The sequence below is a fragment of the Pseudomonas sp. YuFO20 genome (assembly GCF_035064975.1).
GTDB lineage: Bacteria > Pseudomonadota > Gammaproteobacteria > Pseudomonadales > Pseudomonadaceae > Aquipseudomonas > Aquipseudomonas putida_AE.
Genome location: NZ_JAXDEO010000072.1, coordinates 1 through 23,480, shown reverse-complemented (window position 1 = coordinate 23,480; position 23,480 = coordinate 1). Strand labels below are relative to the sequence as shown.

Here is a 23,480-nt window from a genome sequence, read left to right as displayed (position 1 = left end):
CGAAGGTGCACAAATTCGCCGTTTCGAGAAGGGCGAAATCCTGCCAACAGTAAAAATCCAAAGGCACCACAGCCGCTTCTTGCTCGCCGACCGAGTGATCGTCGAAGAGGAAAATATCAAATGGATACTGTTCGGAGAAGCCTGAGTATTTCCTGATGGGCAGGGTGCAACTGGTAACACGCACGACTCACACCTTAGAAACAACACCGCCAATTCCGGCAACTAAAAAGGAACAGCATAATGAGCAAGCATGAAGCAGACGATAAAATAACGTTCGAGATACATACGCCGGAAACAGAGGTGCCAGCGGGTAAAAGTGTCCTTCACCTAGACGACAAAGTAAGGTCCTTGGCGGTCAGGTTTATGGTCACGTCATCGAAAAAATTGAGGGCGGCATGAAAGTCACTCGTCCGGACGGGGCAACGATGGTCATGCGGGATGGTAGTGTGACCATCGAAAATCTTGTCCCTAAGTCAATAGGGATCAGGAACTTGTCTGAGATCGAATCATTTGCTGTGCGAACACAGGATCAGACGCGTATTTTTCGCATGGATTTTGTTGGTGGCGGCCATGTCGAAGTAACGTACGCACACGACGGACAGGTCAAGGAAGTCACCGGCCAAAACCTCCAGCAAACAATCAGCAAGGACAATGCGATTATCGTTAGCCAAGGTGATTCGAGCACTGGGCAAACGCATTGAATCAAGAGAAGCCTCGATAGAAGCCGAACAGGCTAGCAAAAGATCAAAAGATCGCAGCCTGCGGCAGCTCCTACAGAGTGAACATCAGAAGGCGATTTCTTACGCCTTGGCTGAAGGAGCGAGCGGGCGGCGGACAGCCGCGCCGCTGGCTCCAACAGATTTCAGGTGTGATGAATCTCCCGATCCTTGGTTTCCGGCATGAAGAAGATACCCAGGATCGCCGTCATCACCGCGATGACGATCGGGTACCACAGCCCGTAGTAGATATCGCCCGTGGCCGCGACCATGGCGAAGGCCACCGTCGGCAGGAAGCCGCCGAACCAGCCGTTGCCGATGTGGTATGGCAGTGACATCGAGGTGTAGCGGATACGCGCCGGGAAGAGTTCCACCAGCCAGGCGGCGATCGGGCCGTAGACCATGGTCACGTAGATCACCAGGATGGTCAGGAGCAGCAGCACCATCGGGTAGTTGGTCTTGGCCGGGTCGGCCTTCTCGGGGTAGCCGGCTTCCTTGAGGGAGGTGCCCAGGGCCGCGACGAAGGCGTCGTTGCGGGTCTTGAAGTCGGCGGCTGGCATGCCGGTGCCTTCGAAGCTGGGGATCACTTTGTCGCCGATGCGCACCTGCGCGACAGTGCCCGGGGCGGCCTTCTCGTTCTTGTAGGGTATCGCCCGTTTGGCCAACACGGTCTTGGCCAGGTCGCAGGAGCTGGTGAATTTGGCCTTGCCCACCGGGTCGAACTGGAACGAGCACTGGTCTGGATCGGCGATCACCGTGACCGGGTTCTTCTCCTGTGCGATGAACACGTCGGGGTTACCGTACTGCGTCAACGCATGGAAGATCGGGAAGTAGGTCAGCGCCGCGAGGATGCAGCCGGCCATGATGATGCCCTTGCGCCCGATGCGGTCGGACAGGCTCCCGAAGATGACGAAGAACGGCGTGCCGATCAGCAGCGAACCGGCGATCAGCAGGTTGGCCGTCTGCGCGTCGATCTTGAGCGTCTGCAGCAGGAAGAACAACGCGTAGAACTGCCCGGTGTACCAGACGACGGCCTGGCCGGCGGTACCGCCGAGCAGCGCCATGATCACGATCTTGAGGTTGTCCCAGCGGGCGAAGGATTCGGTCAGCGGCGCCTTGGAGGACTTGCCCTCGGCCTTCATTTTCAGGAACACCGGTGATTCACTGAGCTGCAGGCGAATGTAGACCGAGACGATCAGCAGCAGGATCGACAGCAGGAAGGGAATCCGCCAGCCCCAGGCTTCGAACGCTTCGGTGCCAAGCACGGTGCGACAGGCGAGGATCACCAGCAGAGAAAGGAACAGGCCGAGGGTCGCGGTGGTCTGGATCCACGAGGTGAAATAGCCGCGCTTGCCTTTGGGTGCATGTTCGGCCACATACGTCGCCGCCCCGCCGTACTCGCCACCCAGGGCCAGGCCTTGCAACAGGCGCAGGGTGATCAGGATGATCGGCGCGGCCACGCCGATGGTCGCGTAGCCGGGCAGGAAGCCGACGATCGCCGTGGAGACACCCATGATCACGATGGTGATCAGGAAGGTGTGCTTGCGCCCGATCATGTCACCCAGTCGACCGAACACGATCGCGCCGAAGGGGCGGACGGCGAAGCCGGCGGCGAACGCGAGCAAGGCAAAGATGAAGGACGTGGTCTCATTGACGCCGGCGAAGAAGTGCTTGGCAATGATCGCCGCGAGAGAACCGTAGAGGTAGAAGTCGTACCATTCGAACACGGTGCCCAGGGACGAGGCAAAAATAACCTTGCGCTCCTCCTTGGTGATGCCGTGGTGGGGCGTGTTGCCCGCGGTGGTGTTGTCGATTGCGGCCATGAGTCTTCTCCGTCTTTCTCTTGTTATAGGCCGGAGTACCCCACTACCTTCTTGTTGCCGCACCCTGGCCCTGGGGCTGATGTCATTTGATTACGGATTGCGCAAAGCATGCACACAGGCTGACGGCCTCGCATCGCTGCAAGGTTTCATTGAGCATAATCGGCTTCTTGCAGATATCCACTCGCTATCACGCGCAAACGGGATCGAGGAACGAACCTGCAAAGGAGGTTGTGCGGCGGGAAGGTGTTTTGTTACGGAGGGGATGAACAGAATGCAATAAGCAGCACCCGCGAAGTGCGCGAGTGCTGTTTATCAGAAATATGGCAGGGGCGGCTGGATTCGAACCAACGCATGGCAGGATCAAAACCTGCTGCCTTACCGCTTGGCGACGCCCCTGTAGCTGCTGCCTGGAGAGCCGGGGAAGGCCCTCTGCAGGAATGGCCGGCAATTTACCAACATTCTTGCCGCCTGGGAACCCCCTCGCCAAATTATTTTATTTTAAAACAGCGACTTACCATCAAGGATCGACCTGCCCCATCAGTTCGGGCACCGATTCCGGGCGATTGGCGAAGCGCTGGGCCAGCACCGCGCAGACCATCAACTGGATCTGATGGAACAACATCAGCGGCAGGATCAACACGCCGATGGTGCTGCCGGCGAACAGCACCTGGGCCATCGGCACGCCCGTGGCCAGGCTTTTCTTCGAGCCACAGAAGAGGATGGTGATGCGGTCTTGCTGATTGAAACCCAAGGCCTTGCCCAGCACGGTGGAGGCCACCAGCACCAGCCCCAGCACCACGCAGCAGGCGACCACCAGCCCGGCCAGGTCGCGCAACGGGATCTGGTGCCAGATGCCTTCGATCACCGCTTCGCTGAAAGCACCGTACACCACCAGCAGGATCGAGCCCTGGTCGACAAATTTCAGCCAGCTCTTGTTGCGCGCCACCCAGGCGCCGATCCAGCGCCGCGCGATCTGCCCGGCAATGAAGGGCAGCAACAACTGCACGCTGATCTTCACGATCGCATCGAGGGTCGAGCCCCCATCGCCGTGCACGTCCAGCAGCAAGGTCACCAGCAACGGCGTGAGGAAGATCCCGAACAGACTGGACGCCGCCGCGCTGCAAATCGCCGCCGGGATGTTGCCTCGCGCCAGGGAGGTAAAGGCAATCGCCGACTGCACTGTGGCCGGCAGTGCGCAGAGGTAGAGCATGCCCATGTACAGGTCGGCGCCGATCATCGGTGACAGCAAGGGCTTGAGCGCCAGGCCGAGCAGCGGGAACAGGACGAAGGTCAGGCCGAACACCAGCAAGTGCAGGCGCCAGTGACCGGCACCGGCAATGATCGATTCGCGGGACAGTTTGGCGCCGTGGAGGAAAAACAGCAGGGCGATGGCGCTGTTGGTCAACCAGCCAAAGCCTACGGCCACCTGGCCACTGGCGGGCAGCAGGCTGGCGAGCAGGACCACGCCGACCAGGGTCAGGGTGAAGTTGTCGGGCAAGAAACGGGGGCGGGTCATGAGGGTTATCCAGGCGGCCGGAAATGTTGCGACCACTCTAGCGCGCCGATCGATTGCCGACTAACGCTAATAAGCCAGGAGATAGCGCCTAACGGACACTCCCAAAATCACTGGTGACTGATATGCCGCCATCGCTGCGATGCGGCGACCCGACAAGCCAGCTCCTACAGGATTTGTGCCATACACAGCTTTTGTGTGCGCTGCGGGCAACTGTAGGAGCTGGCTTGCCAGCGATGAGGCCGGCACATCCAACATCACGGGTGACCGCCTTCGCTGGCAAGCCAGCGCCTACAGACGACCGCTGCCCTCTCGATCGCGGTCATAGTGCCGAGCAAGCGGGAACTCCGGTAACCAGGCCTCGCGACGCACCGTCCAGCTTTCGTAGGTGGGCATGAACTGATCGGGCGCATCGAATGAACCCAGGTTCACTTCAATTTCGTCATCGCTACGGGCAAACACCGACGAGCCACAGCGAGGGCAGAAATGCCGCCCGGCGTAGTCCCGGGTTTCGCCCTCGATCGTCACCGCGTCCTCGGGGAATATCGCCGAGGCGTAAAAGAGCGCCCCGTGATGCTTGCGACAGTCCAGGCAGTGGCAAAGGCCTACCCGATAAGGTTGCCCCGACGCCACAAGCCGGACATCGCCACACAGACAACCACCCGTAAATTGCTGCATGCCGCCCCTCCTCTTCCAGGATTCGAAAGTAGCCATTCAACGACTGTAAGAGGCTAACAAAGCCTTCACAGCAAAAACTTGCAAAAAGCGACGGTAGGCTAAGCTTACGTCAGCTTATTGCCCTTGATGCTCGCGGCGGCAGTTGTTGGTTTTTCTGGAGAGCGTCTGCAACAGCTATCTCAGACTGGCCCAGACAATTTGCGCAGGATTGCCGTGATGACCGAGCCGTTACTCAGTTTTGACCAACTCAAGCGTGCTGCCGCCTCTGGCGAAATCGATACTGTCCTGGTGTGCATGGTCGACATGCAGGGCCGCCTGGTGGGCAAGCGTTTCCAGGTCGAGTTTTTCATCGACAGCGGCCATGAAGAAACCCACTGCTGCAATTACCTGCTGGCTGACGACATCGACATGGAGCCGGTGCCGGGCTATGCCGCCGCCAGCTGGAGCAAGGGCTACGGCGACTTCGTGCTCAAGCCCGACATGCGCACCTTGCGCAAGGTACCCTGGCTCGAGTGCACGGCGCTGGTGCTGTGCGATGTGCTCGACCATCACCATCGCCAAGACCTGCCCCACAGCCCGCGGGCGATCCTGAAAAAACAGGTCGAGCGCCTGCGTGAACGCGGCTACACCGGCATGTTCGCCTCGGAACTGGAGTTCTACCTGTTCGACGAGAGCTACGAGGCCATCCACCAGCGCAACTACCACAAGCCGAAGACCGCCGGGCACTACATCGAGGATTACAACATCCTGCAGACCACCCGCGAAGAGCCGGTGCTGCGGGCGATTCGCAAGCACTTGCAGGCCAGCGGCATTCCCGTGGAAAACTCCAAGGGTGAATGGGGCCCCGGCCAGGAAGAAATCAACATCCGCTACGCCGACGCCATGACCATGGCCGACCATCACGTCATCATCAAGCACGCTTGCAAGGAGATCGCCCAACTCCAGGGCAAGGCGATCACCTTCATGGCCAAGTGGCGTTATGACGCCGCCGGTTCCAGCAGCCACATCCACAATTCGCTGTGGGACAAGAACGCCAAAAAGCCGTTGTTCTTCGACGCCAAGGCCGAGTTCGGCATGTCGAAACTGATGCGATCATGGGTGGCCGGACAGCTCAAGTACGCCAACGACATCACCTGTTTCCTCGCGCCCTACATCAACTCCTACAAGCGCTTCCAGGCCGGCACCTTCGCCCCTACCCGGGCGGTCTGGAGCCGGGACAATCGCACCGCCGGCTTTCGCCTGTGCGCCGAGGCCAGCAAGTCGATCCGCATCGAATGCCGCATCGGCGGCGCCGACCTCAACCCTTACCTGGCCTTCGCCGCGTTGATCGCCGCCGGGTTGGCGGGCATCGATGAAAAACTCGAACTCGCCGCGCCTTTCGAGGGCGATGCCTACGTTGACGAGCATCTGCCAGAAGTCTCCAAGACCCTGCGCGAGGCCAGTGCCGCACTGCAGAAGTCGAGCATGTTGCGCGAGGCCTTCGGCGACGAGGTGGTCGACCACTACGTGCACACCGCCGAATGGGAACAGAAAGAATACGACCGGCGCATCACCGACTGGGAACTGCAGCGCGGCTTCGAGCGCTACTGAGAGCACCATGACCAACACTGTTCAAATCATCTCGCCGGTCGATGGCCGGGTCTTCGCCGAGCGCCAGTACGCCGACATCGTGCAAATCGAGCAGGCACTGGCGGCGGCCACAGCCGCCCAGGCGCAATGGAAGCGCCGGCCAGTGAGCGAACGCGCGGCTTTTTGCAGCGCCGCGGTGGACGCGATGCTGGCCATGAAGGATGAAATCGTCCCGGAACTGGCCTGGCAAATGGGCCGCCCGGTGCGCTATGGCGCCGGCGAGTTGCGCGGCTTCGAAGAGCGTGCCCGGCACATGATCGCCATTGCGCCGCAAGCCCTGGCGGCGCTCGAAGCCGATCCGCTCACGGGTTTTCGCCGCTATATCAGACGCGAGCCAATGGGTACCGTGCTGGTGGTCGCACCGTGGAATTACCCCTACCTCACCGCAGTGAATACGATCATTCCGGCGCTGATGGCCGGCAACAGCGTCATCCTCAAGCACGCTTCGCAAACCCTGCTGGTGGGCGAGCGTTTTGCCGAGGCCATGCGCTGCGCCAACCTGCCTGAAGGGCTGTTCCAGAACCTGCTGCTCAGTCACATCCATACCGGGGTGGTCATCGGCTCCGGACAGGTGCAGCAGGTGAACTTCACCGGCTCAGTGGCGGCCGGCCTGGAAATGCAACGCTCTGCGGTCGAGGATTTCTTGCGCGTGGGCCTTGAGCTCGGCGGCAAGGACCCGGCCTACGTGCGGGCCGATGCCAACCTCGAGCATGCGGTGGAGAACCTGGTGGACGGCAGTTTCTTCAATTCCGGGCAGAGCTGCTGCGCCGTGGAGCGTATCTACGTCGACCGGAAAATCTACCCGGCCTTTGTCGATCGCTTCGCCGAATTGACCCGTCAGTACGTACTCGGTAACCCGCTGGACGAAGCCACCACCCTCGGCCCGCTGGTGAGTCCGGGCGCGGCGGATTTCGTCCGCGGGCAGATTGCCGATGCGCAGGCCCTGGGCGCGAAGGCGCTGATCGACCCGCATGCCTTTGCCGCCGACGTAGCCGGCAGCGCCTACCTCGCCCCGCAGGTGTTGGTCGAGGTCAATCATCAGATGTCGGTGATGCGTGATGAAAGCTTCGGGCCGGTGGTCGGCATCATGCCGGTGGACAGCGACGAAGAAGCCATCGCCCTGATGAACGACAGCGAGTTCGGCCTCAGCGCGTCGATCTGGACCCGGGACCTGGTCGCCGCCGAACGCCTGGGCGACGAGATCGACACCGGCACCCTGTTCATGAATCGCTGCGATTACCTGGACCCGGCCCTGGCCTGGACCGGGGTGAAGAACAGTGGGCGCGGCGTCACCCTGTCGCCCATGGGCTATGACCACCTGACCCGCGCCAAATCCTTCCATCTGCGCCACGAGACCTGAGCCATGAGCCTGACTGGAAACTGGAACTACCCCACGAGCATCCGCTTCGGTGTCGGCCGCATCGCGGAACTGGCCGATACCTGTCGCAGCCAGGGTATCCAGCGCCCGCTGCTGGTCACCGACAGTGGCCTGGGTCGTGCGTCGATCACTACGGCTGCTCTGGACGCTTTACGTAACGCGGGGCTGGGTGCTGCGTTGTTCTGCGACCTCAAGCCCAATCCGGTCGAAGCCAACCTGGCGGGCGGGCTCGAGGCCTGGCGTGCGGGCAACCACGATGGCGTGGTGGCCTTTGGCGGTGGCAGCGGCCTGGACATGGGCAAGCTCATCGCCTTCATGAGTGGCCAGACCCGTCCGGTCTGGGATTTCGAAGACATCGGCGACTACTGGACCCGCGCCGATGAAAGCCGCATCGCCCCGATCATCGCGGTGCCGACCACCGCGGGTACAGGCTCTGAAGTGGGCCGTGCGGCGGTGATCATCGACGACCGCACCCACACCAAACGCATCATCTTCCACCCGAAAATGATGCCGCGAGTGGTCATCAGCGACCCGGCCCTGACCGTCGGCATGCCGGCCAAAGTCACCGCCGGCACGGGCATGGACGCGTTGGCGCACTGCCTGGAGTCGTACTGCGCCCCGGGTTTTCACCCCATGGCCGATGGCATCGCCGTCGAAGGCATGCGCCTGGTGAGCAATGCCCTGGTGCGCGCCGTCCACACCCCTTCGGACCTCGATGCACGCGGGCAAATGCTGGCGGCGGCGGCGATGGGCGCCACTGCTTTCCAGAAAGGCCTGGGCGGGATGCACGCCCTCGCGCATCCGATCGGCGCCCTCTACGACACCCACCACGGCATGACCAACGCCACCCTGATGCCCTACGTGCTGAAGTTCAATCGTCCGGCCATCGAGGAACGCATCACGCGGCTGGCCGCGTATCTGCACCTGCCCTCCCCGGGCTTCGACAGTTTCCTGGCCTTCGTCCTCAAATTGCGCAAGGACATTGCTGTGCCGCATACGCTGTTCGAGTTGGGAGTGGATGACCAGCAGGCTGACCTGATCGCGGACATGGCGATAGTCGACCCCAGTGCCGGCGGCAACCCGCTGCCGTTGACAAAGGCCGGCGTGACGGAAATTTTCCAGGCGGCTTTCCACGGCCGACTCTGACTCGATCGAGGGTCCATGATCGAAACAGCAACAGGTTAGCGGTTGTAAACAGGAGCAGTACGACAAGGGGTTGAAAGCCAACCCATCCGGAGACCCGGGTGGCTGCGTATCAAAACCTGAAGGGGCACACCAGCATGAACCCAGCAAGCCAGCCCGGCACCGACGCGCCGCACGACGATGACGTCAAGGTGCTGCACAGCATGGGCTATGCCCAGCAGCTGTCGCGACGAATGGGGGTTTTCTCCAACTTCGCGATTTCCTTTTCGATCATCTGCATCCTCTCCGGCGGCATCAACTCACTGGCCCAGGGCACCTCGGGCGCCGGCGGTGCCGCGATCGGCATCGGCTGGCCGATCGGTTGCCTGATTTCCGGGGTGTTCGCCCTGGCCATGGCGCAGATTTCCTCGGCCTACCCCACCGCTGGCGGCCTGTATCACTGGGGTTCGATCCTCGGCAACCGTTTCACCGGCTGGCTCACAGCCTGGTTCAACCTGCTGGGGCTGGTCACGGTGCTCGGTGCGATCAACGTCGGCACCTACTACTTTTTCTTCGGCGCCTTCGGCCCGACACTGGGCATGGAGGACACCACCACCACCCGGGTGATCTTCCTCGCCATCCTCACCGGGCTCCAGGCCCTGTGCAATCACCTGGGCATCGGCCTGACCGCCAGGCTCACGGATTTTTCCGGCTACCTGATTTTCGCCACCGCACTGGCGCTGACCATCGTCTGCCTGATCTCGGCCCCCAGTTTCGAGTTCTCCCGGCTGGTGACCTTCGGCAACTATTCCGGCGAGGCCGGCGGCAGCGTCTGGCCACAGGTGTCCAACGGCTGGATCTTCATGCTCGGCCTGCTGCTGCCGATCTACACCATCACCGGCTACGACGCCTCCGCGCACACCTCCGAGGAAACGCGCAATGCGGCCATGTCGGTGCCACGGGGCATGGTCATGTCGGTGGTCTGGTCACTGCTGTTCGGCTGGGTGATGCTCAGCGCCTTCGTGCTGATGCTGCCGAGCATGGACGAGGCGGCCAAGCAAGGCTGGAGTGTATTTTTCTGGGCCATGGATACCCAGGTGAACCCGACGCTAAAACTCGCGCTTTACGTGGCGATTTTCATCTCGCAGGTGCTCTGTGGGCTGGCCACGGTGACATCGGTTTCACGCATGATCTTCGCGTTTTCCCGCGATGGCGGCCTACCTTGTTCAAAAGCACTGGCCTCGGTTTCGCCGACCTTTCGCAGCCCGGTGGCGGCCATCTGGACCGGTGCCACGCTTGCGGTGTTGTTCGTCTGGGGATCGTCGGTGATATCGATTGGAGAAACTCCGGTCTATACCATCGTGGTCTCCTGCACGGTGATCTTCCTGTTCTTCTCCTTCATCATTCCCATCGTGTTGGGCCTGTTTGCCTACGGCACCTCGAAGTGGCCGACCATGGGGCCATGGAACATCGGGCGCTTCTGGTACACGGTGTTTGCCCTGCTCTCGGTGCTGTCGATGGTGATCATCTTCGTCATCGGCATCCAGCCACCGAACGACTGGGCGTTGTACATCACGATCGGCTTCCTGGTGCTGACGGCCATCGTCTGGTTCGGCTTTGAAGCGCGCCGCTTCCAGGGCCCGCCGGTGGGCGACGTGATCGTCAAGCGCCAGGCTGAAATCGCCGCGGCTGAAGCGGCGTTGAACCGCAAAACACTGTAGGAGCAGCCGCGAGAGATGGAGCGGCTCTCAGGCAGCCATCGCTGGCCAGTTCCTACAGGATTTGTGGGGCCATGTTGAATGCATGGCAATATGCACATCTGTAGGAACCGGCTTGCTGGCGGTCGCAATTTCACGGCAAGCTCGCCCCTGCCGATCCCCCCGACAAAATAACAAAATCCCCATGTGCTCCCTTCGTCCTTTCATACGTCGCAGACTTCACTGCCCGTTTCCCCCTGTCCGGAGTTTTCCCAATGCCCTCGCCCCATTCCCTGTCCGCCGCGTTGCTCGGCCTGGCCCTCGTCTGTCCGGCGATAGCCGAGGCCCAGGGCCTGGAGTTGGGGCAAGTGCTGATCGGGGCCGAGGACCAGAGTGACGAAGACCAGGGGATCGAAGACGCCAGGGCCCGACTCGAACAGGTGCCCGGCGGCACCAACGTGGTCGACATGCGCCGCCCACTGCAGGGCCGGGTGGCGAGCAATCAGGATGTGCTGGCCTATCAGCCAGGTATCTATGCCCAGTCGGCGGGCAACGAAGGGGTGAAGATCTCGATCCGCGGATCGGGGATCAACCGTGCGCCGGGCGCCCATGCCTCGGGCCTGTACGCCATGCTTGACGGTCTGCCGCTGACCGGCCCTGGCGGCACGCCCTATGAACTGCTGGAGCCGCTGTGGCTTGACCATGTCGAGGTGCTGCGCGGCGCCAACGGATTCGACCGCGGCGCCCTGGCCCTGGGCGGGGCCATCGATTACGTCAGCCACACCGGCTACAACGCACCCAAGCTACAGGTGCGCTACGCGACGGGCAGCCACGGCTATCAGCAGCGCCAGGTCAGTTCCGGGCAGGTGCTGGGCGACTTCGACTACTACATGGCCCTGACCGATGCACGCGCGGACGGCTATCAGGATCACACCGCCAGTGACAGCCAGGGCGTCATCGCCAACTTCGGCTATCGCTTCAACCCGAACCTGGAAACGCGCTTCTACCTGCGCTATCGCCAGACCGACAACGACCTCGCCGGCCGGGTCACCAAGCACTCCATCGAGCACGACCCGCGGGCGGCCAACCCCGCCTACGTGGCGCGCGACGATCGCCGCGAACAGCCGGGCAGCACCTTTATCGGCAACAAGACCACCTACTACATCGACGACGATTCGAGCATCCAGGCCGGCCTTGCCTACCATGACTACCCCATGGACCTGCGCGAGGGTCCCAACCGCCTGAAAGTGGCGTACACCGATGTCAGCGGCACCTTCGACTACAAGCGTCGCGACACCCTCTGGGGCCTGCAGAGCCAAAGCACCTTGGGCCTGCGCGTGACCAAGCACCTGCCCAACGCCGGTGCCAGTGAGGAAGTACGCATCCCCAGCGGCAACACTGCCGGTTATGCGCCGGGCACGGCCATGCGCAACTTCACCTACCAGGGTTCGGACAGCGTCCTGCACGTGGGCAATGACCTGGAAATCGCCGACGACCTGTGGCTGACCACTGGCCTGGCGGCCATCTACACCCGCCGGGAAAGCGCGGTGACTTACCCGCAAGGCGGTGGCAAGACCAGTATGGGCGACTGGGACTACGCCCCGCGCCTGGGCCTGCGCTACCAACTGACCCCCGACCTGCAACTGTTCGGCAACCTCAGCCGCTCGGTCGAGGCGCCGCATCCATGGTCGCTGATCTACAGCTCCAACGTTCGCTTCCCGGCAGGCAGCGGCCCCGCCACCGGCACCCAGCGCGATCCGATCGAGCTGCAGAACCAGACCGCGACCACCCTGGAGCTCGGCGGTCGCGGCGACAGCGCGATGGGCCAATGGAGCCTGGCCTGGTACTACGCCCAGGTGCGCCACGAGTTGCTCTCGGTGCTGCCGGACGCCAACGCCACCACGCCCTACGAGCTCAACGCCAGCCCGACCGTGCACCAGGGCGTGGAAGCCAGCCTGCTGAGCAACCTGTGGTCGGGCGGGGACGGCGGTGCACTGAGCCTGCGCCAGAGCTATACCTTCAGCGACTTCCACTACCGCGACGACGAACGCTTCGGCGACAACCGCCTGCCGGGACTGCCGATGCACTACTACCAGGGCGAACTGCGCTACGACTGGCCCCAGGGCTTCTTCGCCGCGCTCAACACACAATGGGTGTCCAAGGTGGCGGTCGATTACGCCAACAGCTACTACGCCGATCCCTACGCGCTGTTCGGCGCGACCCTGGGCTACAACGCGCCCACGGGTGACTGGCAGACGTGGGTGGACATGCGCAACCTCACCGACAAGCACTACGCCGCCACCGTCACGCCGGGCTACGACGACAAGGGGCTGGATGCGGCGCGGTCGACGCCGGGTGAAGGTATGGCGGTGTATGTCGGGGTGTCGTGGAGCCTGTTGTGAGGCCGATGTTCAACACAAATCACTGTAGGAGCTGGCTTGCCAGCGAAGAGGCCCAAAAGATCACCGCAACATTCAAGGCCGCCATCGCCGGCAAGCCGGCTCCTACAGGTCCGCGTTGCCCACGCCTCCACGCCCAACACAAACCATTGTAGGAGCTGGCTTGCCAGCGAAGAGGCCCAAAAGATCACCGCAACATTCAAGGCCACCATCGCCGGCAAGCCGGCTCCTACAGGTCCGCGGCGACCACGCCTCCACGCCCAACACAAAACATTGTAGGAGCTGGCTTGCCAGCGAAGAGGCCCAAAAGATCACCGCACTATTCAAGGCCGCCTTCGCCGGCAAGCCGGCTCCTACAGGTCCGAGGTGCCCACGCCTCCATGCTCAACACAAAACATTGTAGGAGCTGGCTTGCCAGCGAAGAGGCCCGAAAGGTCAACGCAATGTTCGAAGACGCCTTCGCCGGCAAGCCGGCTCCTACAGGTCCGCGGTGCCCACGCCTCCACGCCCAACACAAAACACTGTAGGAGCTGGCTTGCCAGCGAAGAGGCCCGAAAGGTCAACGCAATGTTCGAAGACGCCTTCGCCGGCAAGCCGGCTCCTACAGGTCCGAGGTGCCCACGACTCCATGCTCAACACAAACCATTGTAGGAGCTGGCTTGCCAGCGAAGAGGCCCGAAAGGTCAACGCAATGTTCGAAGACGCCTTCGCCGGCAAGCCGGCTCCTACAGGTCCGCGGTGAACACGCGCGGAGCTACGAGGTTCTCGCCCCCGGGTTCTGCCAGAACGCGGGATCGGCGCTCTTGAGTCGCTCTACCGCATTATTGATGTGGTTGAGCGCAGCATGGCGTGCGCCTTCGGGGTCGCGGGCGGCGATGGCTGCGTAGACGGCAAAGTGTTCGACCCGCACCGTCTTGGCCAGGTCGCGGCGGCGTTCCTCGTTGGAGCGGGTGATGCGGATCGCCTCCTTGATGTACTGCGCGATGAATTCGTGCAGTGACGGGTACAGAGGATTGCCCGTTGCCCTGGAAATGGAGTGATGGAAGCCCAGGTCCTCCTCGACGCCATCGCGCCCCGCCTGCTCGGCGGCATCGATGGCCTTCAGCGCCTGGTGGATGGCCTCCAGCTGCGCCGGCGAATGCCGCTGTGCCGCCAGGGCCGCCGCCTCCCCTTCGATACCGCGGCGCAGCTCGGTGACCCGCAATACCGCCTCGATCGACCCGCTGACATCCAGGTCGATGGTAAACGCCTTGATGTGCGCGCCTTCGCTGACGACAGTGCCGCTGCCCTGGCGGACCTCGACCAGACCGGCAGACTTGAGGCGCGAGATCGCCTCGCGGATGACCGTCCTGCTGACCCCGAAACGCTCCGACAGCACGGGTTCCGTGGGCAGGCGAGCGCCCGGCAGCACTTCGCCGTTGGCGATATAGGCCTTCAGGGCCGCCGTCACCTGATCGGACAGCGTGCCCTTGGCGGAGTCCTTCAGAACGGCCAGCGCCTCGGCGGAACAGGGGGATTTATCAGGAGTGGGCATGGGCATCTCTGGGCTCAAATCGGTGAACGGTACTGCATTTTAGACCCGTCGTCCTCCCTGACTTATGCGCCTTGAATTCGTATGACGTATTATGATAAAAAACCGACCTTCATGTTACTCCGATAAAAAAACGTCACCCACTACAAAAATAAGGATGGGGGAAACACATGACTGAATCAGTGATTCAAACCGGTGCCATCGCGCCCGCCGATCGCTTCGAGGACCTGGCGTATCGCAAGGTCGCGTGGCGAATCCTGCCGTTGTTGTTGCTGTGCTACCTCGTCGCCTATCTGGACCGGGTGAACGTGGGTTTCGCCAAACTGCAGATGTCCGACGATCTGCAATTTTCCGAGGCCGTCTATGGCCTGGGCGCAGGGATCTTCTTCATTGCCTACTTCCTCGTGGAAATTCCCAGCAACCTGATCCTGCATCGGGTCGGCGCGCGGTTGTGGATCGCGCGCATCATGATCACCTGGGGCATCATTTCCTCGGCCATGGCCCTGGTCAGCACGCCCATGTCCTTCTACATCATGCGCTTCCTGCTGGGCATCGCCGAGGCCGGGTTCTACCCGGGTGTCATCCTCTATCTGTCCTACTGGTTCCCGACCCATCGCCGCGGCAAGATGTATGCCCTGTTCGCCACGGCAGTGCCGCTGTCCGGGCTGATTGGTGCGCCCCTGTCCGGCTGGATCATGAGCGCCTTCAACGGTGACCATGGGTTTGCCGGCTGGCAATGGCTGTTCTTCCTCGAAGGGCTGCCTTCGATCGCCGTCGGCATCCTGGTGATCTTCTGCCTCAGCGACCGGATCTCCAAAGCCGGCTGGCTGACCAGCGAAGAGAAACACCTGCTGCAGACCCGCATCGACGCAGAAACCGCAGGCCACCAGACCCACAGCCTGAAAGAGGTGTTCCTGCAGCCGCGCATCTGGCTGCTGACGGCCATCTATTTCTGCATGATCGCCGGCTTCTACACCGTCGGTTTCTGGCTGCCGACGCTGATCCGCCAGGCCGGTGTCAGCGATGTATTGCAGGTCGGCATGCTCACCGCCATCCCTTATGCCGCCGCGGCCATGACCATGATCCTGGTGTCGCGCAGCGCCGACCGGTTGCGCGAGCGTCGCTGGCACCTGGCGCTGACCGCGGTGCTGGGCGGCATCGGCCTGTTCATCTCCGCCACCTGGAGCGACAACTTCACGATTTCCATGATCGGCCTGACCCTCGGTTCCATGGGGGCGATGAGCACCCTGCCGCTGTTCTGGAGCCTGCCGACTGCCTTCCTCGGCGGCACCGCTGCGGCCGCCGGCATTGCCCTGATCAACTCCTGGGGCAACCTGGCGGGCTTCGTCTCGCCGTACCTGATGGGTTTCCTCAAGGACACCACCCACAGCACCACGATCGGCATGTATGTGATGGCAAGCGCGCTGTTCCTCGGTGCCCTGCTGGTCTTCAGAATTCCCGGAAAGCTCGTCAACCGTTGACGTTTGGAGTAACTCATGAAAATTCTCGTGACCGGTGCAGCCGGCTTCCTTGGCCGCCGTCTGATCCAGGCCCTGCTGTCCCGTGGCTCGCTCACCGACCGCGCAGGCCAGTCTCAACCGATCAGGCAAATCGTCGCCTTCGACATGGTCGCGCTCGAAGGCATCGATGATCCGCGGGTAAAGGTGGTGTGTGGCGATATCGCCGACCCTGAAGTGCTGGACAGCCTGATCGATGCCGGCACCGACAGCATCTTCCATCTGGCTGCGGTGGTTTCCAGCCAGGCGGAGGCCGATTTCGAACTGGGCATGCGCATCAATTTCACCGCGACCCAGAGCATGCTCGAACGCATTCGCCTGCTCGGCACCTGCCCGAAATGGGTGATGACCAGCTCCGTTGCGGTGTTCGGCGGGCAATTGCCGGAACAGGTGCGTGACGATCAGGTCTGGGCTCCGCAGAGTTCCTATGGCACGCAGAAAGCCATGAACGACCTGCTGCTCGCTGACTACAGCCGCCGCGGTTTCGTCGACGGCCGCAGCCTGCGCATGCCGACCATCGTGGTGCGCCCGGGCAAACCCAACCTGGCCGCTTCGAGCTTCGCCAGCGGGATCATCCGCGAACCACTCAACGGCCAGCCCAGCGTGTGTCCGGTAGCCCTCGATACGCGGCTCTGGCTGATGTCGCCAAGGCTGGCGATTGAAAACCTGATCCATGGTCATGAGCTATCCGGCGCGCAATTGACCGAGGGCCGGGTGATCAACATGCCGGGCCTGTCGATTACCGTCGAACGGATGATCGATGCCCTGCGCCAGATCGCGGGTGCGCAAGTGGCCGCGCGGATTCGCCTGGAGCGCAATCCGGCGATCGAGCGCATCGTCGGTTCATGGCCAGGGTCCTTCTGCGCCACCTATTCCCGGGACCTGGGGTTCAAGGCGGATGAGGCGTTCAGCGCCGTGATCCAGCAGTTCATCACTGAATATCTGCCCGGCTAAACCGATGGAGGAGCTCGACATGTTGAATGCCCCTGCCCGCCCCCTGCTGGGCTGCATCGCGGACGATTTCACCGGTGCCACTGACCTTGCCAACATGCTGGTGCGCGGCGGCATGCGCACCGTGCAAAGCATCGGCATCCCCGCTGCCGAGGTCGCCGGCCAACTCGATGCCGACGCGATCGTCATCGCCCTGAAGTCCCGGACCGTGCCGGCCGCCGATGCCGTAAAGGAGTCGCTCGAAGCACTGCGCTGGTTGCGTGAGCGTGGCTGCGAACAGATTTTCTTCAAATACTGCTCGACCTTCGACTCGACCGCCGCCGGCAATATCGGCCCGGTCAGCGAAGCCCTGCTGGAGGCCCTGGACAGCGATTTCACCCTCGCCTGCCCGGCCTTCCCGGAAAACGGCCGCACGGTGTTTCGCGGGCATTTGTTCGTCCAGGACCAGTTGCTCAGCGAGTCGGGCATGCAGCATCACCCGCTGACCCCGATGACTGACGCGAACCTGGTTCGGGTCCTGCAATCGCAGAGCCAAGGCAAGGTCGGCCTGCTGCGTTATGACAGCGTGACCCAGGGCGTCGAGCGCATTCGCGCCCGCATGACGCAGCTGCGCGCCGAGGGTGTGCGCCTGGCGGTTGCCGATGCCGTGTCCGACGCGGACCTGCATCGGCTGGGCGAAGCCTGTGCCGGTCTGGCGCTGCTGACGGGAGGCTCAGGCCTGGCACTGGGCTTGCCGGATAATTTCCGCCGTGCCGGTAAACTGCGCGATCTGGATGCCGCCCGGGTACCTGCGGTCGAAGGCGGCGAAGTGGTGCTCGCGGGCAGCGCTTCGCAAGCCACCAATGGGCAAGTGGCGACCTGGCTGCAGGCAGGTCGCCCGGCCTTTCGTATCGATCCGCTGGCGTTGGCGGCGGGACAGCCGGTCATCGAGCAGGCAATAGCCTTCGCCGCTGATCATGCCGAACCGGTGTTGATCTACGCCACCAGCTCCCCGGATGAGGTAAAGACCGTACAACGCGAGCTGGGGACCGAGCGCGCGGGAAACATGGTCGAGCAGGCCATGGGCCGAATCGCCAGCGGGCTGCACCAGGCCGGGGTCCGGCGCTTTGTGGTCGCCGGCGGAGAAACGTCCGGGGCCGTGGTGCAAGCCCTGGATATCCAGCTATTGCAGATCGGTGCGCAAATTGACCCGGGCGTGCCCGCCTGTGTCAGCACGCCTGGGGAACCCATGGCCCTGGCGCTCAAGTCCGGCAACTTCGGTGGCCCGGACTTCTTCGCCAAGGCGCTCAAGCACCTGGCGGGAGTTCCAGCATGAACAATGAAAACGCCCTGCGCGAAGAAATCTGTGACGTCGGCGGCCTGCTATACAGCCGCGGCTACACGGTCGGCAGTGCCGGCAACATCAGCGCCCGCCTCGACGATGGCTGGCTGATCACGCCCACGGACGCTTGCCTGGGCCGTCTGGACCCGGCGGCGATATCCAAGGTCAACCTGGCGGGGGAATGGGTCAGCGGTGACAAACCGTCAAAGACCCTGGCCTTGCACCGTGAGGTCTATGATCGCAACCCGGGTGTCGGCGGCGTGGTCCACACCCACTCGACGCACCTGGTGGCGTTGACGCTGGCCGGGGTCTGGCAGCAGGATGACATCCTGCCGCCGCTGACCCCCTACCAGGTGATGAAGGTCGGGCACATCCCGTTGATCGCCTATGAACGTCCCGGCTCGCCGAAGGTGGCCGAGCGTGTCGCGCAACTGGCCAACAGCGTGCGCGGGGTCATGCTCGAGCGGCTGGGTCCGGTGGTGTGGGAAAGATCGGTGTCGAGGGCGAGCTACGCCCTGGAGGAGCTGGAAGAAACCGCGCGCCTGTGGCTGATGAGCAACCCCAAACCGGCTCCGCTCGACCAGGCGGCACTGGATGAGTTGCGCGAAGTTTTTGGCGTGCAGTGGTAACACCGTGGCCTTAGGCTGTTCAATTGTAGGAGCGAGCTTGCTCGCGAAAAACCTGAGAGCCCTGCGGCGTGTCAGGTTTCCCGCGTTATCGTTGGCCTCCATCGCGAGCAAGCTTGCTCCTACAAAAGCCTTACGCTTTTATTTTCGACTTCAGGAGTCTCCATGCCTCGTTTCGCTGCCAACCTCAGCATGCTCTACCCGGAACACGATTTCCTCGACCGCTTCGCCGCGGCCGCCGCCGACGGTTTCCAGGCGGTGGAATACATGTTCCCCTACGACTACAGCGCGCAACAATTGAAACAGCGGCTCGACGACAACGGCCTGGTGCAGGCCCTGTTCAACGCGCCGCCGGGCAATATGGCGGCGGGCGAAAAAGGCACCGTGTCCTTGCCTGGCCGTGAAGCGGAGTTTCGCGCCGGTTTCGACCAGGCCCTGGAGTATGCCGCGATCCTCGGCAATGACCGCATCCACGTCATGGCCGGCCTGCTGACGAGCGAAGCCGACCGTGCCCGACACCAGGAGACCTACCTGGAAAACCTCAGCCACGCCGCAACAGAAGCCGCCAAAGTCGGCGTCACGGTATTGCTCGAGCCGATAAACACCCGTGACATTCCGGGCTTCTTCCTCAACCACCAGCATCAGGCACAGGCGATCTGCAAAGCGGTCGGCAAGGCCAATCTCAAGGTCCAGTTCGACATCTACCATTGTCAGATCGTCGAGGGTGACGTGGCGACGAAGCTGCGTCGGGATTTCGCCGGCATCGGTCATATCCAGATCGCGGGCGTGCCGGATCGCCACGAACCGGACCTGCACAACGAGTTGAACTATCCCTACCTGTTCAATCTGATTGATGAGCTGGGCTACAGCGGCTGGGTGGGTTGCGAGTACCGGCCACGCGGCAACACCAGCGAGGGTTTGCAATGGCTGCGTGATTGGCAGGCCCGCTGAGTCATTGATGGGCAGCAGGATCTGCGAAAAACCGGCCCGAGCATTTACAATCACGCCTTTCACCGCAGATCAGAAAGGTTCTCCAGGTTATGGCGCTCGACCCTCCCACGATGTTGACACTCTCGATCGCCCTCGCAGCGGCTGCCGCGCTGTACCTGGCGATCGAATGGCGCAGCATTCGCGAGCCCTCGCTGCTGTTCTGGAGCGCAGGTTTCGCCACGATCACCCTGGGTTCGACCCTCGCCTTGCTGCGCAGCTCCGGGCTGTTGCTGGTCGGCATCTGGTTCGCCAACGGCCTGCTCGTGGTGGCCCACTGGTGTTTCCTGCTGGGTGTCGCACGCTTCACGCAGACGCGCCTGTCCCGTGCCTGGTACCTGATCTTCGTTGCCTGGATGGCCTTGCTGTTGTTACCGGACGAGCCGTCGTGGTCGAAGGTCATGCTGCTGGCCAATTCGCTGCTGGTGGCGGTGACGACACTCAGGGCCAGTTTCCTCCTACGCCCCCATGGCAGGTCGTTGAGCGTGGGCGCGGTGCAACTGCGTTATGTGCTGCTGGTGCATGGGCTGTTCTATCTGGCCAAGTCGATCACCGCCATCATTCCCGGGACGCTGATCGATCTTGCCGCCTTTCGTGGCGAGATCATTCAGATATCCCTGGTCGAGGGCGCGATGGCGATCATGCTGATCGCCTTGTCCATGACCGGCACCGAACGCTACCGGCGCGAGAAACACATCGCCCGGCTGGCCGCCCGTGATCCGTTGACCGCCCTGTACAACCGCCGCGCCCTCGAAGTGCGGGCAACGCGTCTGCTCGATGACGTCTCGCCAGCGCGCCCCGGTGCCTTGTTGCTGATCGACATCGACAACTTCAAACAGGTCAACGATCTCTACGGCCATACCGCTGGCGACCGCCTGCTGGTCACGCTGAGCGAGATGATCCGCTCAATCCTGCCCGAAGGCGCACTGGCGGCGCGACTCGGTGGTGACGAGTTCGTGATCCTGCTGCGCAACGCCTCGAATGAGCAAATCGTCGGGCTGGGCAGCGCGCTGCGTGAGCAATTTCACCACGCTGCCGCCCAGTCATTCGCCACCCCGGAAGCGGTGACCCTGAGCATCGGCGCCAACCTGTTCGACCATCCGCCCGCCAGTCTGGCGGCATTGATCGAGCAAAGCGATGCGGCGCTCTATCAATCCAAGCGTGGCGGACGCGACAGCATGCGCCTGGTCGATCAGACCGTTTCTGGTTGAGGCCTGCACGAAAGGCCCCGCCGTATCTTTTGGTGGGAAACGCTCACGCTAAAGTGCAAGCCCGCTATACGCCCGTATGGTATCGAGGGCGGTGTGTGGCGTTGCACACTGATTGCCCGAACGATCCAGGCAATAGGTGAACGATCATGACAACGCATCTGGACTACCCCACCCCAATGGCTGGTACACAGCAGAAAAGCAGCGGCCAGCCAGCGTCAGAATCGAGCTTGCCCGGCACCCCGTACTCCGGTGGATCGGGGTCGCAGGAACTGGTGCCTTCGCGCTATGCGCTGCGGGTCGGCGAGATCGACGTGCTGGTGATCAGCGATGGGGTGCTACCGCTGCCGACCGCGACGATGTCCACCAATGCCGACCCAGCCGCCCGCGCGGCCTGGTTCAAGGAGATGTTCCTCGGGCCGGACGCGTTCGATTGGGCGTTGAACGTACTGGTGGTGCGCAGTGGCGAGCAGACCATTCTCGTCGACGCAGGACTGGGTGGACAGTTCCCGGGCTTTCCACGGGCCGGGCAGTTCCCCAAGCGACTGGAGGCCGCGGGTATCGAGCTTTCGGCGGTAACCGACGTGGTGATTACCCACATGCACATGGACCATATCGGCGGGTTGCTGGTCGATGAGGTGAAGAACAAGTTGCGGCCAGACGTGCGCATCCACGTTGCGGCTATCGAGGTTGCGTTCTGGGAGTCGCCGGATTTCACCCACACCGACATGCCTTCACCGGTACCGGACGTCCTGCGGGCAACCGCCAATCAGTTCATAAACGCTTACCGCAGCAATGTGCGGACATTCGAAGACGAGTACGAGGTGGCACCGGGCGTGGTGGTCAAGCTCACCGGCGGCCACACCCCGGGTCACAGCGTGGTCTACGTGACGTCCGGCGGCGAGCGGTTAACGTTCGCCGGCGACGCCCTGTTCCCGGTCGCCTTCGAGCATCCCGACTGGCACAACGGTTTTGAACACGACCCTGAGGAGTCGGTTCGCGTTCGGGTGCGACTCATGCGAGAGGCGGCGGCGAGCGGTGAGCTTTTTGTCGCCACGCACCTGCCGTTCCCCTCCGTTGGCCGGGTGGCCGTCAATGGGGACGCCTTTCGCTGGGTCGCGGCTTTCTGGGACTACTGACATACCCGCTGGCGCGGGTTGTCGTGGACCATTGTAGGAGCAGCCGGTCGTCGCTTACCTCATCGTAGCCGATGTCTAAACGCATCGTCGGCACTGCCACCGTGCGCCGTCGGATCGGTGAGCATAAGCCTGACCCCGGCCGGCAAGGTGTTCCTGATCAGTCGTCGAGTGTTGCCCTTCACCCAAGTGACCCAGAACTGACCAGCATGCTGAGTTCCTACTCGCGCTTGCGGCACCGGGCCAGAGGCTGAAGCAATCGGTATTCGGCTTCTGGCGCTTCGTTTCCGGAGGATTGTTCAAGCACGAATCCGCAACGCTCCAGCACTTTTCTCGAGCCCACATTTTCCTTGAACACATAAGCTATCAGTTGCGTCAGTTGCCAACGGCGCCGTGCCTGCTCGATCAGATGCCTGAGCGCCTGTGTCGCCAGGCCCTGGCCGCAAGCGTCGCGATCGATTCGATAGCCCACCTCCGCAGACCCCGTCGCTGGGTCGATGCTTTTCAGGTTGGCTCGACCCACTATTTTTTCATTGCAGTCTTCGATAACAAACGGATGCCAGGCGCCGATGGCGAAACCGGATAAGTAGCCTTGAATATGCTCGGCGACGCCCTGCAATGAGTAAAAAGAAGGGTCGCGGGCATCGATATGGGATTCGAACCACTCACGGTTGCGGACTTCGAATGCGAGCAACGCTTCGGTGTCGGTGCTTTTCAGCTCGCGAATCTTGAATGTCTTCATTCATCAACTCTCCTGTGTTCAGGCAGAAGCGTGGCCGTCAGGTGCCGTAATGCCCGACGGAAGACCGGATGACAATCGGCAATCGGCAACTCATCAAGTGGGGCCCAGAAAAAGCTGAAGACGTGGCCATGGTCATCGCGCGTTTGATGGGTCCATTGTTCGGGCAGCGGCGCCTGTGCGTGGCACAGATGAAACGACCATACCTGCTCGAGATGCTCGGCGTTCCAGCAACCCAGGTCACGGACAACCGAGGCGTCGTCTATTCCAGACTCCTCGCTCAACTCACGAAGAGCGGCCTCGGCGGGTGTTTCTCCTGGCTCGATTGTGCCCTTGACCAATTGCACGCCTGCCTGGGGATGGCGAAACAGAAGGATGCGGGGGCCAGCATTGCTGGAGAGAATGACGGGGCATGCCTTGTTTGGCGACATGGCGATCTCCTTATCGACGATGAAGCCAACATCATACGGTCAGTTCACCTTGCGATGCGATGGTGGCCGTTACACCGC

19 protein-coding genes and 1 tRNA gene are annotated in these 23,480 nt (G+C 62.3%); 13 read left to right on the top strand and 7 right to left on the bottom strand.

Features of this window, described 5'->3' with window-relative positions:
- The first annotated feature begins 395 nt into the window (after positions 1-395).
- Positions 396-701, top strand: coding sequence for a hypothetical protein (locus SOP85_RS27490; RefSeq protein WP_323628899.1), 306 nt, complete (start codon positions 396-398; stop codon positions 699-701).
- Between the two features lie 161 nt (positions 702-862).
- Here SOP85_RS27490 and SOP85_RS27485 read toward each other — a convergent pair whose 3' ends face one another.
- From SOP85_RS27485 to SOP85_RS27470, 4 genes are all read right to left on the bottom strand, one after another.
- Positions 863-2,539, bottom strand: coding sequence for an MFS transporter (locus tag SOP85_RS27485; protein ID WP_323609136.1), 1,677 nt, complete (start codon positions 2,537-2,539; stop codon positions 863-865).
- Positions 2,540-2,860: 321 nt separating this feature from the next.
- A tRNA-Gln gene (locus SOP85_RS27480) sits at positions 2,861-2,935 on the bottom strand.
- Positions 2,936-3,056: 121 nt separating this feature from the next.
- Positions 3,057-4,055, bottom strand: a complete 999-nt coding sequence (locus SOP85_RS27475) for a bile acid:sodium symporter family protein (protein WP_274076242.1) — start codon at positions 4,053-4,055, stop codon at positions 3,057-3,059.
- 288 nt (positions 4,056-4,343) lie between these two features.
- A complete protein-coding gene (locus tag SOP85_RS27470) occupies positions 4,344-4,730 on the bottom strand; it encodes a GFA family protein (RefSeq protein ID WP_323628898.1) in 387 nt (128 codons plus the stop codon).
- A 216-nt stretch (positions 4,731-4,946) separates the two neighbouring features.
- Here SOP85_RS27470 and SOP85_RS27465 point away from each other — a divergent pair, with 216 nt between their 5' ends.
- From SOP85_RS27465 to SOP85_RS27445, 5 genes are all read left to right on the top strand, one after another.
- On the top strand, positions 4,947-6,320 hold the full coding sequence (locus SOP85_RS27465) for a glutamine synthetase family protein (RefSeq protein WP_323628897.1): 1,374 nt from the start codon (positions 4,947-4,949) through the stop codon (positions 6,318-6,320).
- 7 nt (positions 6,321-6,327) lie between these two features.
- Positions 6,328-7,719 (top strand): aldehyde dehydrogenase family protein, encoded by a 1,392-nt coding sequence (locus SOP85_RS27460; RefSeq protein WP_323628896.1) that lies wholly within the window; start codon positions 6,328-6,330, stop codon positions 7,717-7,719.
- Between the two features lie 3 nt (positions 7,720-7,722).
- Positions 7,723-8,883 carry an iron-containing alcohol dehydrogenase gene (locus SOP85_RS27455; protein WP_323628895.1) on the top strand — a complete coding sequence of 387 codons (1,161 nt, stop codon included), beginning with the start codon at positions 7,723-7,725 and terminating at the stop codon, positions 8,881-8,883.
- A 134-nt stretch (positions 8,884-9,017) separates the two neighbouring features.
- Positions 9,018-10,580, top strand: coding sequence for an amino acid permease (locus tag SOP85_RS27450; RefSeq protein WP_323628893.1), 1,563 nt, complete (start codon positions 9,018-9,020; stop codon positions 10,578-10,580).
- A gap of 251 nt (positions 10,581-10,831) precedes the next feature.
- Positions 10,832-12,958 carry a TonB-dependent receptor family protein gene (locus SOP85_RS27445; RefSeq protein ID WP_323628892.1) on the top strand — a complete coding sequence of 709 codons (2,127 nt, stop codon included), beginning with the start codon at positions 10,832-10,834 and terminating at the stop codon, positions 12,956-12,958.
- A gap of 751 nt (positions 12,959-13,709) precedes the next feature.
- Here SOP85_RS27445 and SOP85_RS27440 read toward each other — a convergent pair.
- Positions 13,710-14,495, bottom strand: coding sequence for a FadR/GntR family transcriptional regulator (locus SOP85_RS27440; RefSeq protein WP_274076235.1), 786 nt, complete (start codon positions 14,493-14,495; stop codon positions 13,710-13,712).
- Between the two features lie 161 nt (positions 14,496-14,656).
- On the opposite strand from SOP85_RS27440, the gene SOP85_RS27435 reads away from it, so the two are divergent.
- From SOP85_RS27435 to SOP85_RS27405, 7 genes are all read left to right on the top strand, one after another.
- Positions 14,657-15,967, top strand: a complete 1,311-nt coding sequence (locus SOP85_RS27435) for an MFS transporter (RefSeq protein ID WP_323628890.1) — start codon at positions 14,657-14,659, stop codon at positions 15,965-15,967.
- A 15-nt stretch (positions 15,968-15,982) separates the two neighbouring features.
- Positions 15,983-16,957 carry a D-erythronate dehydrogenase gene (gene denD / locus SOP85_RS27430; RefSeq protein WP_323628888.1) on the top strand — a complete coding sequence of 325 codons (975 nt, stop codon included), beginning with the start codon at positions 15,983-15,985 and terminating at the stop codon, positions 16,955-16,957.
- Positions 16,958-16,976: 19 nt separating this feature from the next.
- Positions 16,977-18,269: a 3-oxo-tetronate kinase gene (otnK, locus tag SOP85_RS27425; protein WP_323628887.1), complete on the top strand. Its 1,293-nt coding sequence runs from the start codon at positions 16,977-16,979 to the stop codon at positions 18,267-18,269.
- A complete protein-coding gene (gene otnC / locus SOP85_RS27420; RefSeq protein ID WP_323628885.1) occupies positions 18,266-18,904 on the top strand; it encodes a 3-oxo-tetronate 4-phosphate decarboxylase in 639 nt (212 codons plus the stop codon). Before otnK ends, otnC begins: the two co-directional genes overlap by 4 nt.
- Before the next feature lie 162 nt (positions 18,905-19,066).
- Positions 19,067-19,852: a 2-oxo-tetronate isomerase gene (gene otnI, locus SOP85_RS27415; protein ID WP_323628883.1), complete on the top strand. Its 786-nt coding sequence runs from the start codon at positions 19,067-19,069 to the stop codon at positions 19,850-19,852.
- Between the two features lie 89 nt (positions 19,853-19,941).
- Positions 19,942-21,099, top strand: coding sequence for a GGDEF domain-containing protein (locus tag SOP85_RS27410; protein WP_323628882.1), 1,158 nt, complete (start codon positions 19,942-19,944; stop codon positions 21,097-21,099).
- A gap of 146 nt (positions 21,100-21,245) precedes the next feature.
- Positions 21,246-22,235 carry an MBL fold metallo-hydrolase gene (locus SOP85_RS27405; protein WP_323628881.1) on the top strand — a complete coding sequence of 330 codons (990 nt, stop codon included), beginning with the start codon at positions 21,246-21,248 and terminating at the stop codon, positions 22,233-22,235.
- 217 nt (positions 22,236-22,452) lie between these two features.
- On the opposite strand, the gene SOP85_RS27400 is transcribed toward SOP85_RS27405, so the two are convergent.
- Together SOP85_RS27400 and SOP85_RS27395 are read right to left on the bottom strand one after the other, a co-directional pair.
- On the bottom strand, positions 22,453-22,974 hold the full coding sequence (locus SOP85_RS27400) for a GNAT family N-acetyltransferase (RefSeq protein ID WP_323628880.1): 522 nt from the start codon (positions 22,972-22,974) through the stop codon (positions 22,453-22,455).
- Positions 22,971-23,402, bottom strand: coding sequence for an NUDIX hydrolase (locus SOP85_RS27395; protein ID WP_323628879.1), 432 nt, complete (start codon positions 23,400-23,402; stop codon positions 22,971-22,973). Before SOP85_RS27395 ends, SOP85_RS27400 begins: the two co-directional genes overlap by 4 nt.
- Between the last annotated feature and the right edge of the window lie 78 nt (positions 23,403-23,480).

Excerpts from the sequence above, each read along its gene's own strand:
- SOP85_RS27455 (WP_323628895.1), top strand. The coding sequence starts at position 7,723 with ATGAGCCTGACTGGAAACTGGAACTACCCCACGAGCATCCGCTTCGGT.
- SOP85_RS27445 (WP_323628892.1), top strand. The coding sequence starts at position 10,832 with ATGCCCTCGCCCCATTCCCTGTCCGCCGCGTTGCTCGGCCTGGCCCTC.
- denD (WP_323628888.1), top strand. The coding sequence starts at position 15,983 with ATGAAAATTCTCGTGACCGGTGCAGCCGGCTTCCTTGGCCGCCGTCTG.
- SOP85_RS27435 (WP_323628890.1), top strand. The coding sequence starts at position 14,657 with ATGACTGAATCAGTGATTCAAACCGGTGCCATCGCGCCCGCCGATCGC.
- otnK (WP_323628887.1), top strand. The coding sequence starts at position 16,977 with ATGTTGAATGCCCCTGCCCGCCCCCTGCTGGGCTGCATCGCGGACGAT.
- SOP85_RS27440 (WP_274076235.1), bottom strand. The coding sequence starts at position 14,495 with ATGCCCATGCCCACTCCTGATAAATCCCCCTGTTCCGCCGAGGCGCTG.
- SOP85_RS27485 (WP_323609136.1), bottom strand. The coding sequence starts at position 2,539 with ATGGCCGCAATCGACAACACCACCGCGGGCAACACGCCCCACCACGGC.
- SOP85_RS27395 (WP_323628879.1), bottom strand. The coding sequence starts at position 23,402 with ATGTCGCCAAACAAGGCATGCCCCGTCATTCTCTCCAGCAATGCTGGC.
- SOP85_RS27405 (WP_323628881.1), top strand. The coding sequence starts at position 21,246 with ATGACAACGCATCTGGACTACCCCACCCCAATGGCTGGTACACAGCAG.
- otnC (WP_323628885.1), top strand. The coding sequence starts at position 18,266 with ATGAACAATGAAAACGCCCTGCGCGAAGAAATCTGTGACGTCGGCGGC.
- SOP85_RS27400 (WP_323628880.1), bottom strand. The coding sequence starts at position 22,974 with ATGAAGACATTCAAGATTCGCGAGCTGAAAAGCACCGACACCGAAGCG.
- SOP85_RS27490 (WP_323628899.1), top strand. The coding sequence starts at position 396 with ATGAAAGTCACTCGTCCGGACGGGGCAACGATGGTCATGCGGGATGGT.
- SOP85_RS27450 (WP_323628893.1), top strand. The coding sequence starts at position 9,018 with ATGAACCCAGCAAGCCAGCCCGGCACCGACGCGCCGCACGACGATGAC.
- SOP85_RS27410 (WP_323628882.1), top strand. The coding sequence starts at position 19,942 with ATGGCGCTCGACCCTCCCACGATGTTGACACTCTCGATCGCCCTCGCA.
- SOP85_RS27460 (WP_323628896.1), top strand. The coding sequence starts at position 6,328 with ATGACCAACACTGTTCAAATCATCTCGCCGGTCGATGGCCGGGTCTTC.
- SOP85_RS27470 (WP_323628898.1), bottom strand. The coding sequence starts at position 4,730 with ATGCAGCAATTTACGGGTGGTTGTCTGTGTGGCGATGTCCGGCTTGTG.
- SOP85_RS27475 (WP_274076242.1), bottom strand. The coding sequence starts at position 4,055 with ATGACCCGCCCCCGTTTCTTGCCCGACAACTTCACCCTGACCCTGGTC.
- otnI (WP_323628883.1), top strand. The coding sequence starts at position 19,067 with ATGCCTCGTTTCGCTGCCAACCTCAGCATGCTCTACCCGGAACACGAT.
- SOP85_RS27465 (WP_323628897.1), top strand. The coding sequence starts at position 4,947 with ATGACCGAGCCGTTACTCAGTTTTGACCAACTCAAGCGTGCTGCCGCC.